We start from the raw sequence: 13705 nt of genomic DNA on the forward strand, positions 1-13705 counted from the left end.
ACACCATTTCATGGCGAAATGTTGAACGATGGCTATAAAGGCGCGCATGTTAACTCATTAAATCCATCATTAAAACTGTTTTAGATCATCATTAAGTCGATATTTCTTTCTTGCCGAGTAAGAAAATTGGCAATATCCTGTCTCTATCTGCTTTGAAAGGTATAACTATGGAAACCGAGATAGAACTGAAGTTTTTTGTATCTCCCGATTTTTCAGACACTTTACGAGACAAGATTTCTGGAACAAAAGTACTTCAGCACAGCTGTCGAGAGTTAGGTAACACTTACTTTGATACGCCGGATAACTGGCTTCGTCAGCACGATATTGGTCTAAGGATTCGCCGTTTTGATGACGTCTATGTTCAGACGGTGAAAACATCAGGTCGTGTGGTTGCAGGATTGCACCAGAGACCGGAGTACAATGCTGAACATGACAGCAATGACCCGCAATTAGCCCTTCACCCGGGCGATATTTGGCCGGCAGGAAAAGATATCGCCACGCTACAGTCTGAGCTTCAGCCACTTTTCTCTACTAATTTCACCCGAGAGCAATGGTTGATTGGTATGCCTGATGGTAGCCAAGTTGAGGTTGCGTTTGACCAAGGCATGGTCGAAGCCAATGGTAAGCAAGATCCGATTTGCGAAGTTGAGCTCGAGCTAAAGTCCGGACAGACCGATGCGTTATTTACATTGGCTCGTAGCTTCTCTGAAGATGGCGGTATGCGCTTAGGCAACTTGAGCAAAGCAGCCAAAGGCTACCGTTTAGCGATGGGCTACACGGGGGACGAAGTAAAACCGTTAACCTTAGTTGCAACGAATAAGAATGACACCGTTGAGTCGTGCTTTATCAACTCTTTAGAACATGCTCTTTCTCATTGGCATTACCATGAACAGATTTATTCAGAGCGTGATTCGATCGAAGCGGTGCATGAGATAAAAAATTCGCTCAGCTTCATTCGACAGATTTTAACGGTTTACGGTGGTGTGGTTCCTCGTCGTGCAAGTGCTATTTTGCGCCAAGAGCTTAAATGGCTTGAGCAAGAACTTGAGTGGTTACATGATTACGACTACCTCGAAGATCTGCTTGATGACAAAGGCCATGCGCTACGTAAACTCGATGCGCGTAAGTTTCTTGTCAGTGAATTGAAACTGCTTCAGGAACAGCTCCCGAGTCGTGAACAAGTTTTGGAGTTACTGAATTCAGCACGTTATACCGGCTTGTTGTTAGATTTAAGTCGCTGGATCCTGACTCGCGGTTGGCAGCCTTTCCTTGATGATAAGTCTCGCGAAAAAATGGCACTTAATATTGAGCATTTCTCAATACAGCAACTTGATCGCACATGGGCTGAGTTGATGGAAGCTTTCCCACCAGAACGCAACCTAACTAGCCAAGACTACATTGAGCAGCAATACCGTTTGATGCGTAATCTATATACTGGTGTTAGCTTTGCTAGCTTGTTTGATGTTGATGAGCGCAACGGTTTCCGTTTGCCTTGGAGTGATCTATTGCATGGTACGGATGACCTGCAAAAGCTAAAAACGTTAGAGCAATTAGTGGACAAGCTAGAAGGCGAAGAGCGTGAACAACTCGAGCGTTGGTTGGCACGACAAGAAAGCTCGATACTTCATGCTATGGAGCAGACTCGAGTCATTTGTATTGAAGCTCAGCCATATTGGCAAAGCTAATCAGTAAATAACGTAAAAGCAACGGGAGCCTTATGGCTCCCGTTTTGATTGTTGTTGCTGCTCGAGTCGGTCTAAACGTTTTAGAATCTCATCTTGTTTCTCGACCAGTTCGACCAGCAATCGCTCTTTGTTCTCAGAGCGTTTTGTTTGGATTTTATTTGGCGAAGTGATCAACGAGGTAATCAAACCTGTGATCATACCAAATAGGCCGACACCACATATGATCAAACCGGATGCCAGCAACTTACCGCTATTGGTAACCGGGTAATGATCGCCATATCCTACCGTAGAGATCGTCACCAGCGCCCACCACAGGGCATCCCCCCCTGTCTGAATATTGGCATCAGGATCCGAGCCTTCAATAAACAGCATCATACTGGATCCAACCGTCAGCAGTACAACCATAAGCAATAGGATAGAAGCAAGCGTCGTTTCACGTCGATTGCTGAGAAGTTGCTTTAACAAGTAGCGACTAGATCGAATAACCAAAATGACACGCATGATATGAAATATGCGCGCAAAGCGAAGAGGTTCTACCATTGGAATACTGGCAAGAAAATCGATCCAATGACGTTTCAAAAATTGCACACGATCTGTCGCACGGATCATATCTATGCTGAGTTGTAGGATGAAAATGCTACAGATAATAAAGTCTAAGCCGATAAAAACTTGTCGAGTTTCTGGGGTGAGTGGAAAGAACAATAAGCCCGAGATCACAAATAGCGCCATAAATGACAGGATCAGTGACAACAAGCTCATCGGTTTAGTGTCGTCTTTGGTAATATCTCTTTTCATACGAGGCTCGAAAAAAATCATAATCAGCGCGTTCGAGGGAGTGGATTCGCCGCATCACTCTAGTATAAAGCACTGAAATCAAAAAATTTCATTTATTGGAGAACGGACAATGACCAAGATGGCATTTAAGCCGTGGGAACGAGTTATCACGGATATTCGACTGGTTCCTAAAATGGTGATGCTAATGGTGTTCAGTACAGTACTGATCATCGGAAAGCAACTATGGGATGCGAGTGTCTTCTACGACGCTCTTCTTGCAGCAACTCAAGACGCTCAAGTCGCGCAACAGCATTATGAAGCCTACCTAGTACAGGTGGCTTGGCAAACTGTTGCCATGATTGTTGTTTTCGTCGTTCTCCTTTTATTCGCTGCACGGGTTATGTTACGTCAAACCCAATACCTAAGCGAGTCAATTAAATTAATGGCGGCCAGAGACCTTTCTGTTCCTATTGAGATGGAATGTAAGGATGAATATGGTGATGTTGCGCGTGAGCTTGAAAGAACCCGCGTTCAGCTACAGGAAATGATCCGCTTGCAAATCGATGCGTCTCAAGAGCTCGCAGGACTGACGGAAGTGATGACATTAAGTATGTCCGAAACCAAGGAGTCTGCGCAGGAAGAGTTTAATGAGATTGATCAGCTAGCCACGGCGATGAGCGAAATGACATCGACGGTCCAAACTGTTGCTGGCCACGCTCAAAACGCTTCATCACTGACTGAAAGTGCGTCTGGACAAGCCGAAACAGGTCAACGCTTTGTCCAAGATACGGTCTTGAAAATCAGTGAACTTTCTAAAGATATTTCAGCTTCAGCACAGGCTGTCAATCAAGTAGAAGAGAGTGTCGATTCCATTGGTAGTGTGGTTGGTACCATTCAAGGGATCTCTGAGCAAACTAACTTGCTAGCGCTCAACGCCGCGATTGAAGCGGCACGTGCGGGTGAAGCGGGTCGAGGCTTTGCGGTTGTTGCCGACGAAGTGCGCAACCTTGCTCAGCGTACTCAGCAGGCGACTGTCGAAATCCAAGAGATGATTTCTCAGCTACAAACAAGTGCCAACTCTGCAGTTGAACTGATGGAAAAGAGTGTGGTTGAAGCCGCTGAAGGTGTGGAATTGGTGACCAACGCGGGTAGCGAATTGGATGGTATCGTGAGTCAGGTCAATCAAATCAATGATATGAACTTCCAAATCGCCACCGCAGCAGGTCAGCAGAGCAGTGTTGCGGAAGAGATGAGTCAAAACCTGACGAATGTGCGAGAGCTGGTGCAAGCATCGGTCACCGTGGTTTCCGAGTTGCTCGAGACATCAGAAATCATGCAGCAAAATGCTGAGGAACTGGATAAGAAAATCACTTCATTTAAGGTGTAGCTTCTCAACTTAATTGCAATAAACGCCCACTTGCTACTAGTGGGCGTTTTTTATTGGTATAAATAGAGCGTTACCTTTCACTCAACTGGTATTTCTATCACAAGGAAGAATCATGCAACTGCCAGAAAGTCTTGTCTCCATCTCCCAGTCTGCGACCGACTCATTATTTCAATCTGATGCAATTTCACACTGGCCTGACTCTTTGACACAGCAACTTAGCTACGTCGCAGGTTTAAGTCAGTTTGTCTGTAATACCTTGGTGGCAGATGAGCAACTTCAGCAATTGTTGCCACATATGTTGGCAGAGAATTCGCGCTGCGAGCAATACCGAGAAAGATTGGCCAGTATGCTGAGTGAATGCAGCGATGAAATGCAGGGACATCGAGTCTTGAGACAGTTCCGCAACAGAGAAATGGTTTATATTGCGTGGCGTGATTTCACCGCTTCGTGGTCACTAGAAGAGAGCCTTACTCATTTATCCCAGCTTGCCGAAGCGATGATTTTCGAGACATATCATTGGCAGTACGATGCTTGCTGTGAACTGTGGGGAACGCCGATGAATGCTCAGGGTGAGGCTCAGCCAATGCTAATCATTGGCATGGGTAAGCTTGGTGGAGGAGAGCTCAATTTCTCTTCCGATATCGATCTGATCTTTACCTATCCAGAAAATGGTGAGACGCAAGGAACACGCCGCAGTATCGCCAATGCTCAATTTTTTACTCGTTTAGGCCAGCGCATCATTAAAGCCCTTGATCAGCAGACCTTTGATGGTTTCTGTTATCGGGTTGATATGCGCCTGCGTCCTTTTGGTGACAGTGGTCCGTTGGTAATGAGCTACGCTGCTTTGGAGGACTACTATCAGGAGCAGGGGCGTGATTGGGAACGCTACGCAATGATTAAAGCACGGGTCATGGGCAGTGAGATGTACCCGCAATATCAAGAATTGCGTCAAATGCTGCGCCCATTTGTGTTCCGTCGCTATATCGATTTCAGTGCGATTCAGTCTCTTAGACGCATGAAGTCGATGATCAGCAGCGAGGTTCGCCGTCGTGGTCTCAGCAATAACATTAAGCTCGGTGCTGGTGGTATACGTGAGATTGAGTTTATTGCCCAGGTATTTCAGTTGATAAGAGGTGGCCGAGAGCCAAGTCTACGTCAGCGCGGACTGCTCGTCACGATTGATGCCGTTGAAGCGTTAGAGTTACTTACGAAACCAGAAACGCAGGCTTTAAGAGAGGCCTACAAATTCTTACGTCGATTGGAAAACCTGCTTCAAGCGATGGCAGACAAACAAACTCAGACTCTTCCTGAATGTGAAACTGAGCGATTGCAGCTTGCGGTTGCCATGGGGTACGGCGCTTGGGCAGATCTTATCGCGGATGTAGAAACGCACATGGCGAATGTACATGGCGTGTTTGCTGCGCTGATCGGAGACGATGAAGAAGAACAGCAAGACATTGCTCAGCATTTTGTTGAACTGTGGGATATGGCGGCAAAACAAGATGTTATCGAGAATATTCTTGAACAGGATATGGCCGTTGAATCGCCTCAGACTATGGCCAGTACCATCATGCAATTCAAGCAAGATTTAGCGAAAAAGACCCTCGGGCCACGTGGTCGTGAAGTTCTTAATCGCTTGATGCCAAAAGTGTTCGCTGCTATTTACTCTCATCAAGACGCCAAGTTTGGTTTGCCTCGAGTGCTGCACTTATTGCATAACATTGTTACGCGAACAACGTACCTTGAACTGTTAGATGAGCACAATGCTGCGTTAACCCAGTTAGTCCGTTTATGTACGGCCAGTCCAATGATTTCCGAGCAGTTGGGGCGCTACCCGATTTTGCTTGATGAGTTGATTGACCCACAACAATTGTATAACCCGATTCCACTGGAGAGTTACCGCACTGAGTTGCGAGACTTTTTGGCCCGTATCCCTGAAGATGATATGGAGCAACAGATGGAAGCTTTGCGCCAGTTTAAGCAGATTTGTATCTTGCGTATCGCCGCAGCCGATATCGCGGGTGCACTGCCGGTAATGAAAGTAAGTGACCACTTAACCTATTTGGCGGAAGCGATTGTTGAGTCGGTGGTTGGGCAGGCGTGGTTGCAGATGGCTGAAAAGTATGGAGAGCCGACTCATCTTAAAGAACGGAGTGGAAAAGGCTTTGCCGTCATTGGCTATGGCAAGGTTGGTGGTTGGGAGCTAGGCTACAACTCAGATTTAGATATCGTCTTTATGCATGACTGCCCGGCTACTGTATATACCGATGGTAAGAAAGAAATCGATGGCCGCCAGTTTTATCTCAGACTGGCACAACGAATCATTCATATATTCTCAACCCGAACCGCTTCAGGGATCTTGTACGAAGTGGACACTCGCTTACGTCCTTCTGGTGCATCTGGTTTGCTGGTCAGTCCTAGTGATGCGTTCGACCTATATCAACGAGAAGAAGCTTGGACGTGGGAACATCAGGCGCTCGTTCGTGCACGAATGATATATGGTGACGAATTATTACAGCAGGCATTTGCAAAGACCCGCCATGAAATTCTTTCACTTCAACGAGACGAAGCCACTTTGAGGAAAGAAGTGTCTGAGATGCGAGTGAAGATGCGTGACCATCTGGGGGGGAAAAAGGCAGGTCGCTTTATGCTCAAGCAAGATCCAGGAGGCATCACCGATGTCGAATTTCTCGCTCAGTACCTTGTACTGCGCTTTAGTCAGCAAAAACCAAAACTGACCCGCTGGAGTGATAACGTTCGAATCTTTGAGAGTATGATGGCACAAGGCATCATGGAGGAGCAGGATGCGATGGCATTGACCTGTGCTTATACCACCATGCGTGACCAAATCCATCATCGTAATCTTTTGAACCTTGATGCAGATGTTGCTGAAGATAAATTCATCAATGAACGTGAATTGGTGACTAAACTATGGCACGAGTGGCTCGAATAGGTTTTGACCACTAAAACACTATGTTAAACTCTTGCCCGAATTAGAATTTGGAGATCCACAATGAAGCCAATCCTACCGAACTACAGTGATTCTGGTGTGCTAATTATCGGCGATGTAATGCTAGATCGTTATTGGTATGGCCCTACAGGCCGTATTTCACCTGAAGCTCCAGTACCTGTAGTTAAAGTAGAAAATAACGAAGAGCGACCAGGTGGTGCTGCTAACGTAGCGATGAATATTGCCTCACTTGGTGGACATGCTCATATCGTTGGTTTAACAGGGATTGATGAACCTGCCAAAGTTCTCAACGAAACTCTCTCTGCATTGAAAGTGAAATGTGATTTTGTGGGACTGCCAAACTACCCAACTATCACTAAACTCCGCGTTCTTAGCCGTGGTCAGCAACTTATCCGTCTCGACTTTGAAGACAAGTTTGAAAATGTTGATGCTGAGCTTATTCTGGATCGTATGGAGCAAGCGCTACCAAAAGTGAAGTCAGTTGTCTTGTCTGACTACGCTAAAGGTGCTTTGGAACACGTACAGCAGTTTATTCAAAAAGCGCGCGCTGCAAACGTGCCAGTATTCATCGACCCAAAAGGGGCGGACTTCGAACGCTATCGTGGCGCGACTCTACTGACTCCAAACATGGCGGAATTTGAGCATGTCGTCGGTAAAGTTAAGTCGAATGATGAGTTGGTTGAGAAGGGCTTAGCGCTAATTGAACAGTTTGATTTTGAAGCCCTGCTTGTTACTCGCAGTGAGCATGGCATGACGCTGCTTCGTCGTGGTCAAGAGCCGTTCCATTTACCAACACAAGCAAAAGAAGTGTACGACGTGACAGGTGCGGGAGATACGGTTATTTCTGTTCTCGCTGCCTCTGTTGCAGCTGGTAAGCCTCTAGATGAAGCGTGTGCGCTTGCAAACGCTGCTGCGGGCGTAGTTGTTGGTAAACTCGGCACTTCAACCGTTTCGACTATTGAATTGGCTGAAGCCGTTCATGGAAGTCAAGACACCGATTTTGGTGTTATCTCTGAGCATGCCCTCATTGAAGCGGTTAAAAAGGCTCAAGCATGTGGTGAGAAGGTTGTGATGACCAATGGTTGTTTCGATATTCTTCATGCAGGTCACGTCTCTTACCTTAACCATGCAGCACAATTGGGTGATCGTCTTATTGTTGCGGTTAACACGGATGAGTCAGTAAAACGCCTAAAAGGCCCAGGTCGTCCTGTGAACCCAACGGATCGCCGTATGGCTGTACTTGCAGGTTTAGGTGCAGTGGACTGGGTTGTGCCATTTGGTGAAGATACTCCACAGCGCTTAATTTCAGAAGTGCTTCCAGATCTGCTGGTGAAAGGTGGTGATTACAAACCCGAAGATATTGCTGGTGGTAAGGAAGTAATTGCCAACGGCGGTGAGGTGAAAGTACTTAACTTCGAAGATGGCTGTTCAACCACTGAAATCATCGATGCGATTAAAGGTGGTAGGGGCTAACCTTACTATCCATTGCTAACAAAATGCTCACCAGTCCGGTGAGCATTTTTTATAACAAAGAAAAATGGAGCCATTTGGCTCCATTTTACTAATTGATTCAGAGGTGAATTAGTCCTCTAGGTCACCACAGAAGCGGTAGCCTTCACCATGAATGGTTGCGATGATTTCAGGTGTACCTGAAACAGATTCGAAGTGCTTACGGATGCGACGAATGGTTACGTCAACAGTACGGTCGTGTGGCTTAAGCTCACGGCCAGTCATCTTCTTAAGCAGGTCAGCGCGAGTCTGGATCTTACCTGGGTTCTCACAGAAGTGCAGTAGTGCACGGAACTCTGAGCGAGGTAGTTTGTAACCATCACCACTTGGACTAACAAGTGAGCGGCTATTGATATCCAGAACCCAACCGTTGAAAACGTATTTATCTACACTACGCTTCTCTTCACTAACGACGCTTGAATTCATCGAACGACTTAGTAGGTTACGAGCACGGATAGTCAATTCACGCGGGTTGAATGGCTTAGTGATGTAATCGTCAGCACCAATTTCTAGGCCAAGGATCTTATCAACTTCGTTGTCGCGGCCTGTTAAGAACATTAGCGCAACGTTAGCTTGCTCACGTAGCTCACGAGCTAGCAATAGACCATTTTTGCCTGGTAGGTTAATGTCCATAATGACCAAGTTAACTTGGTTATCAGACAGCACCTGGTGCATCTCTTCACCGTCACTGGCCTCAAAAACAGCGTATCCCTCTGCTTCAAAAATACTCTTAAGAGTGTTACGAGTTACTTGCTCATCTTCGACAATAAGAATGTGCGGGGTTTGCATTGGCGGTACCTAAACTTGTGAAAAATTTGTGCTAATAGAATAAATTCTAGGCAAAAACATAACATACAGGTAATGTGATGTTGATAATAAACCAAAGACTGTAAAAATACACTCTCTTTGATTGCCCGCCATCCGTGGTACTTCTTTTCTACCCTTAGAGGTCCTTTATCCTCTGAATCCTACTAGTCTTTGAGGCGGATTCTATAATGTTAACAGCATGCTAACAACGTAGAAGTGTTAATTCCAATCACTTTGTTGATTTATATCAAGAGTTAGAATGTAACAAATATTAATAGTGTCCAGTAAATGTAAAACTGTTGGTTTTATGATAATTGATGCAAAGCTATGGCAAGCCTATTGTGATCCTTATTTTCGTTTCGAAGGTAAGATCAAGTACGAAAATTTTGCCATCATAACAGCTTGGAATCCGAGTAGCGTTTGGCTCTCACCGGACGAGAATTATCGAAATAATCAGTACTTAGCAGCAGAAATAGGCCATACTTGCTGTATGTCGGTCAATGTTGGCAATGAGGATTTCTCGTGGTGCGAAGAGAGTTTCGTCATCGCTGTAAGCCCATCTCGAGCCATCGAGCTAGGGCGTAAGTACGGCCAAAATGCCATCTATTTTGTGCAACGAGATAAGCTTTACCTTATCTCGTGCCTAGAACAAAAACAGACAACGGTGTTGCTTGGTGACTGGCGATCCCGTTGCAGATAAAGGATTTACTTTTTAGAAGTTCAAGGAGGAAAAATGAAAGATATTACCCCTGATATTTGTGATAAACATGCGGATAAAGTCACCTTGCTCGAGCTGCCATTGCATAGCTTCGGTCGCAAGGATGCATTCTTTGGCGAAATTGTCACTGTTCGTTGCTATCACGATAATTCCAAGGTTCGTGAAATGCTCAGTCAGGATGGTACAGGCAAAGTGTTGGTGGTCGATGGGCATGGCTCATGTCAAAGAGCTTTGCTTGGTGATCAATTAGCTATTCTTGCGATTGATAATAATTGGGAAGGTGTCATCGTTAATGGTGCTGTACGTGATGTTGCTGCAATGGCCGAAATGGATCTTGGGGTTAAAGCCTTGGGTGCTTGCCCGTTTAAGACAGAAAAACGCGATGTCGGTGAAATCAATGTCACTTTAACAATACACAACCAAATGATTCAGCCAGGTGATTACATCTACGCCGATTGGAATGGTGTTTTAATGTCTACTGAATTGTTAGATTGGATCTAGAAGCGAAATCCAAGACCAACTTCAATCCCTTTCTGCCACTCTTGATAGTCGAGAGTGGCATGAATATCTAGATTCTCAGTCAGCTTCATATGACTCGAAACTTCTGCTGCAATTGTCGATTCTTTACCATCATTCAGAGTGTCATCACTGTAGGAGTGAAGGGTACTTTTTACTGAGAATCTTGGTGTCAATTGGTAACTTACGCCACTCAAAAAACCGGTCTCGTTTGCTCGTTCGCTATTGTTTAAACGAGCACCTACGTACAGGTCGACCTTGCTGAAAATGTTATAAGAATAACCACCGTCTATTTTCCATGAATCAAAGTCATTGTTGTCATTTGTACTGGAAATAAAAAGCTTGTGTGGTGAAACGCTTTGTTGGGAAGGGAGTACGGGCAAGTCAGCAGCAAATGACGAGCAGGCGCAAAGTAGCACTGATAGGCTAAATATTGTTTTCATACGCCACTCCTTTGCTGTTGTCTGCATTCCACTGCAAAATTAATTAAAGCATAAAACTTCCGGACTAGATGCAACTTTTATATAGCAATTAGTTATTATGATATGTGCCTATGGTTTCATTGGTTGTTGGAATTATGAGAAAGTTGGTCACATTGTGTAAAGACTGCAGAGTCGGAGTGTGAACAAAAAATAGTAACTTTTCATTGACGTGAAGATGAAAAATAGGTTAAACGTATGGGTAAGCAAACACACATTGTTATAGAAAACTAATTTTATGCAGCACCAAAGCCTAGTAATGACCACTACCATTATTATTACCGACATCGCTATTGTTGGGGCAGGCTGCTAAGCGAAAGAAAATCATAAATAAGGCCTGTATCCCACAAGATACAGGCCTTTTTTTATGTCAATTTAAGACATTTGGAGGAAGGGATGCGAGTTTTAAAGTTTGGAGGATCATCATTAGCCGATGCTGATCGTTTTTTACGAGCGGCAGATATCATTGCTAATAATGCTCAACAAGAAGAAGTCGCAGTCGTGCTTTCAGCACCAGGTAAGACGACCAATAAATTAGTTTCTGTCATTGAAGGGGCGTTAAAAAATGGCGAAGCAGAATTGCAAATCGCCGAGCTTGAGGATTCTTTCCGCGACCTTTACCAAGACATCAAACAAGTGCTGCCGAACATCAATGGCAGTGCTTACGACAATCAAGTTAAAACATCGCTATCTCAGCTGCGCCAATTCGTTCATGGCATAAACTTGCTGGGTATGTGCCCTGACAACGTCAACGCACGTATCATTAGTAAAGGTGAACGAGTTTCTATTCAGCTTATGAAAGCGGTATTAGAGGCGAAAGGCCAACCAGCCAGTCTGATCGACCCAGTGCAATACTTATTTGCTCGTGGTGATCATCTTGAAGCGATGGTTGATGTTGAAATCTCTACTCAAAACTTCCGTCAGAATCCTCTTCCACAAGGCCATGTAAACATCATGCCTGGCTTTACTGCTGGTAATGATGAAGGCGAGTTAGTGACGCTAGGACGTAATGGTTCGGACTACTCAGCAGCGGTTTTGGCCGCGTGTCTTCGTGCCGATTGTTGTGAAATCTGGACTGATGTTGATGGCGTTTATAACTGTGACCCTCGTTTAGTAGCGGATGCGCGTTTATTAAAATCTCTCAGCTACCAAGAGGCGATGGAGCTTTCGTATTTTGGTGCGTCTGTACTGCATCCTAAGACCATCGCGCCGATTGCCCAATTCCATATTCCTTGTCTGATCAAAAACAGTTTTAACCCACAAGGTGCGGGGACGCTCATTGGCCAAGACACGGGTGAAGATAACCTAGCGATCAAGGGTATTACCACACTCAGCGACCTGACGATGGTTAACGTGTCTGGCCCTGGTATGAAAGGCATGGTTGGCATGGCTAGCCGCGTATTTGGTGCGATGTCCTCAGCGGGGGTATCGATCGTTTTGATTACTCAGTCTTCCTCAGAGTACAGCATCAGTTTCTGTATAGAAGCTCAAGATCAGGCAATCGCAGAGCAAGCGCTTGGTGATGCTTTTGAGCTTGAACTGAAAGATGGTCTGTTGGAGCCTGTTGAGTTCCTTAATGATGTTGCGATCGTAACGTTAGTGGGTGATGGAATGCGCACTTCTCGTGGTGTTGCGTCTCAATTCTTCTCTTCGTTAGCCGAAGTTAACGTTAATATTGTTGCGATTGCTCAAGGCTCATCTGAGCGTGCTATCTCAGCAGTGATCCCAGAAGATAAGATTTCAGAAGCCATCAAAGCCTGTCATGAAAACCTATTCAATTCAAAACACTTCCTCGATGTGTTTGTGGTTGGTGTTGGTGGTGTGGGTGGCGAACTGGTGGATCAGATTGATCGTCAGCAAGCGAAACTGGCTGAAAAAGGCATCATCTTACGAGTTTGTGGTTTGGCAAACAGTAAAGGTCTTCTGTTGGATAGCGAAGGGCTTCCACTTGAACACTGGCGTGATCGTATGAAAGATGCGTCAGAAGAGTTCAGTCTGGCACGCTTAATCTCACTGGTGCAACGCAACCACATTATCAACCCAGTATTGGTTGACTGTACTTCTAGTGAATTAATCGCGAATCAATATGCTGACTTCTTAGCTGCTGGTTTCCACGTGGTTACGCCGAACAAAAAAGCGAACACCGCGAGTATGTCTTACTACCATCAATTGCGTGATGTTGCGCGTAGCTCACGCCGCAAATTGATGTACGAAACAACCGTTGGTGCGGGTCTGCCTGTTATTGAAAACCTACAGAATCTTATCTCAGCGGGTGACGAACTGGAACGTTTCAGTGGCATCTTGTCTGGTTCACTATCATTTATATTCGGTAAGTTGGATGAAGGTATGACACTTAGCCAAGCGACGAATATTGCTAAAGAGAGTGGTTTTACAGAGCCAGATCCACGTGATGACCTGTCGGGTATGGACGTAGCACGTAAACTACTGATTCTTGCTCGTGAAGCCGGTATGAACTTAGAACTGGAAGATGTCATTGTTGATCAAGCACTGCCACCAGGCTTTGATGACTCAGGCACTATAGAAGAGTTTATGCAGCGTTTACCTCAAGCAGACGCTTATTTCCAACAACTTTCTGCGCAAGCAGCCGAAGAAGGAAAAGTGCTACGCTACGTGGGTGAAATCTCGGATGGTGAATGTCGAGTAAGCATTGCGGCGGTCAATGAAAACGACCCAATGTTTAAGATTAAAGATGGTGAAAATGCGTTGGCGTTTTACAGCCGTTACTACCAGCCAATTCCATTAGTATTACGAGGTTACGGTGCGGGTACTGAAGTGACAGCGGCAGGTGTGTTTGCTGATGTGATGCGTACATTAGGTTGGAAATTAGGAGTATAAAGA

General features: G+C 45.3%; 10 protein-coding genes and 1 other annotated feature. Of the genes, 7 read left to right on the top strand and 3 right to left on the bottom strand.

The genetic code is table 11. The features are described from left to right. Positions 1 to 167 precede the first annotated feature (167 nt). Positions 168 to 1685 carry a CYTH domain-containing protein gene (locus ACQEXT_RS03835; protein ID WP_426950704.1) on the top strand — a complete coding sequence of 506 codons (1518 nt, stop codon included), beginning with the start codon at positions 168 to 170 and terminating at the stop codon, positions 1683 to 1685. Positions 1686 to 1715: 30 nt separating this feature from the next. Here the strand turns inward: ACQEXT_RS03835 and ACQEXT_RS03840 are convergent, their stop codons facing one another. Next, positions 1716 to 2480, bottom strand: a complete 765-nt coding sequence (locus tag ACQEXT_RS03840) for a potassium channel family protein (RefSeq protein WP_426950706.1) — start codon at positions 2478 to 2480, stop codon at positions 1716 to 1718. A gap of 109 nt (positions 2481 to 2589) precedes the next feature. Between ACQEXT_RS03840 and ACQEXT_RS03845 the strand changes: the two genes are divergently transcribed. The 3 genes from ACQEXT_RS03845 (at position 2590) to hldE (ending at position 8290) form a co-directional block, all read left to right on the top strand. Further along, positions 2590 to 3846, top strand: coding sequence for a methyl-accepting chemotaxis protein (locus tag ACQEXT_RS03845; protein WP_426950707.1), 1257 nt, complete (start codon positions 2590 to 2592; stop codon positions 3844 to 3846). A gap of 112 nt (positions 3847 to 3958) precedes the next feature. After that, positions 3959 to 6799 (top strand): bifunctional [glutamate--ammonia ligase]-adenylyl-L-tyrosine phosphorylase/[glutamate--ammonia-ligase] adenylyltransferase, encoded by a 2841-nt coding sequence (gene glnE / locus ACQEXT_RS03850; protein WP_426950709.1) that lies wholly within the window; start codon positions 3959 to 3961, stop codon positions 6797 to 6799. A gap of 60 nt (positions 6800 to 6859) precedes the next feature. Beyond that, the gene (hldE, locus tag ACQEXT_RS03855; RefSeq protein WP_138971826.1) at positions 6860 to 8290 is read left to right on the top strand and encodes a bifunctional D-glycero-beta-D-manno-heptose-7-phosphate kinase/D-glycero-beta-D-manno-heptose 1-phosphate adenylyltransferase HldE; all 1431 of its coding nucleotides are present in this window, start codon (positions 6860 to 6862) and stop codon (positions 8288 to 8290) included. Between the two features lie 108 nt (positions 8291 to 8398). Here hldE and arcA read toward each other — a convergent pair whose 3' ends face one another. Next, positions 8399 to 9115, bottom strand: a complete 717-nt coding sequence (arcA, locus tag ACQEXT_RS03860; RefSeq protein WP_138971825.1) for a two-component system response regulator ArcA — start codon at positions 9113 to 9115, stop codon at positions 8399 to 8401. Positions 9116 to 9440: 325 nt separating this feature from the next. Between arcA and ACQEXT_RS03865 the strand changes: the two genes are divergently transcribed. Together ACQEXT_RS03865 and ACQEXT_RS03870 are read left to right on the top strand one after the other, a co-directional pair. After that, on the top strand, positions 9441 to 9833 hold the full coding sequence (locus ACQEXT_RS03865; RefSeq protein WP_426950711.1) for a DUF3293 domain-containing protein: 393 nt from the start codon (positions 9441 to 9443) through the stop codon (positions 9831 to 9833). Between the two features lie 33 nt (positions 9834 to 9866). Next, positions 9867 to 10352, top strand: coding sequence for a putative 4-hydroxy-4-methyl-2-oxoglutarate aldolase (locus tag ACQEXT_RS03870; protein WP_138971824.1), 486 nt, complete (start codon positions 9867 to 9869; stop codon positions 10350 to 10352). Here the strand turns inward: ACQEXT_RS03870 and ACQEXT_RS03875 are convergent. Further along, the gene (locus ACQEXT_RS03875; RefSeq protein WP_426950712.1) at positions 10349 to 10810 is read right to left on the bottom strand and encodes a hypothetical protein; all 462 of its coding nucleotides are present in this window, start codon (positions 10808 to 10810) and stop codon (positions 10349 to 10351) included. The two genes, ACQEXT_RS03870 and ACQEXT_RS03875, sit on opposite strands and share 4 nt — an antisense overlap. Before the next feature lie 284 nt (positions 10811 to 11094). Next, positions 11095 to 11214: a sequence feature (Thr leader region), on the top strand. Positions 11215 to 11242: 28 nt separating this feature from the next. Between ACQEXT_RS03875 and thrA the strand changes: the two genes are divergently transcribed. Beyond that, entirely contained in the window at positions 11243 to 13702 is a 2460-nt protein-coding gene (gene thrA / locus ACQEXT_RS03880) for a bifunctional aspartate kinase/homoserine dehydrogenase I (RefSeq protein WP_331427092.1), read from the top strand. Positions 13703 to 13705: the final 3 nt, after the last annotated feature.

This window comes from Vibrio sp. TRT 29B02, assembly GCF_050113655.1.
GTDB lineage: Bacteria > Pseudomonadota > Gammaproteobacteria > Enterobacterales > Vibrionaceae > Vibrio.

What these genes read in the sequence shown, in the direction of transcription:
- ACQEXT_RS03835 (WP_426950704.1), top strand. Translation starts at nt 168, where the DNA reads ATGGAAACCGAGATAGAACTGAAGTTTTTTGTATCTCCCGATTTTTCA.
- ACQEXT_RS03840 (WP_426950706.1), bottom strand. Translation starts at nt 2,480, where the DNA reads ATGAAAAGAGATATTACCAAAGACGACACTAAACCGATGAGCTTGTTG.
- ACQEXT_RS03845 (WP_426950707.1), top strand. Translation starts at nt 2,590, where the DNA reads ATGACCAAGATGGCATTTAAGCCGTGGGAACGAGTTATCACGGATATT.
- glnE (WP_426950709.1), top strand. Translation starts at nt 3,959, where the DNA reads ATGCAACTGCCAGAAAGTCTTGTCTCCATCTCCCAGTCTGCGACCGAC.
- hldE (WP_138971826.1), top strand. Translation starts at nt 6,860, where the DNA reads ATGAAGCCAATCCTACCGAACTACAGTGATTCTGGTGTGCTAATTATC.
- arcA (WP_138971825.1), bottom strand. Translation starts at nt 9,115, where the DNA reads ATGCAAACCCCGCACATTCTTATTGTCGAAGATGAGCAAGTAACTCGT.
- ACQEXT_RS03865 (WP_426950711.1), top strand. Translation starts at nt 9,441, where the DNA reads ATGATAATTGATGCAAAGCTATGGCAAGCCTATTGTGATCCTTATTTT.
- ACQEXT_RS03870 (WP_138971824.1), top strand. Translation starts at nt 9,867, where the DNA reads ATGAAAGATATTACCCCTGATATTTGTGATAAACATGCGGATAAAGTC.
- ACQEXT_RS03875 (WP_426950712.1), bottom strand. Translation starts at nt 10,810, where the DNA reads ATGAAAACAATATTTAGCCTATCAGTGCTACTTTGCGCCTGCTCGTCA.
- thrA (WP_331427092.1), top strand. Translation starts at nt 11,243, where the DNA reads ATGCGAGTTTTAAAGTTTGGAGGATCATCATTAGCCGATGCTGATCGT.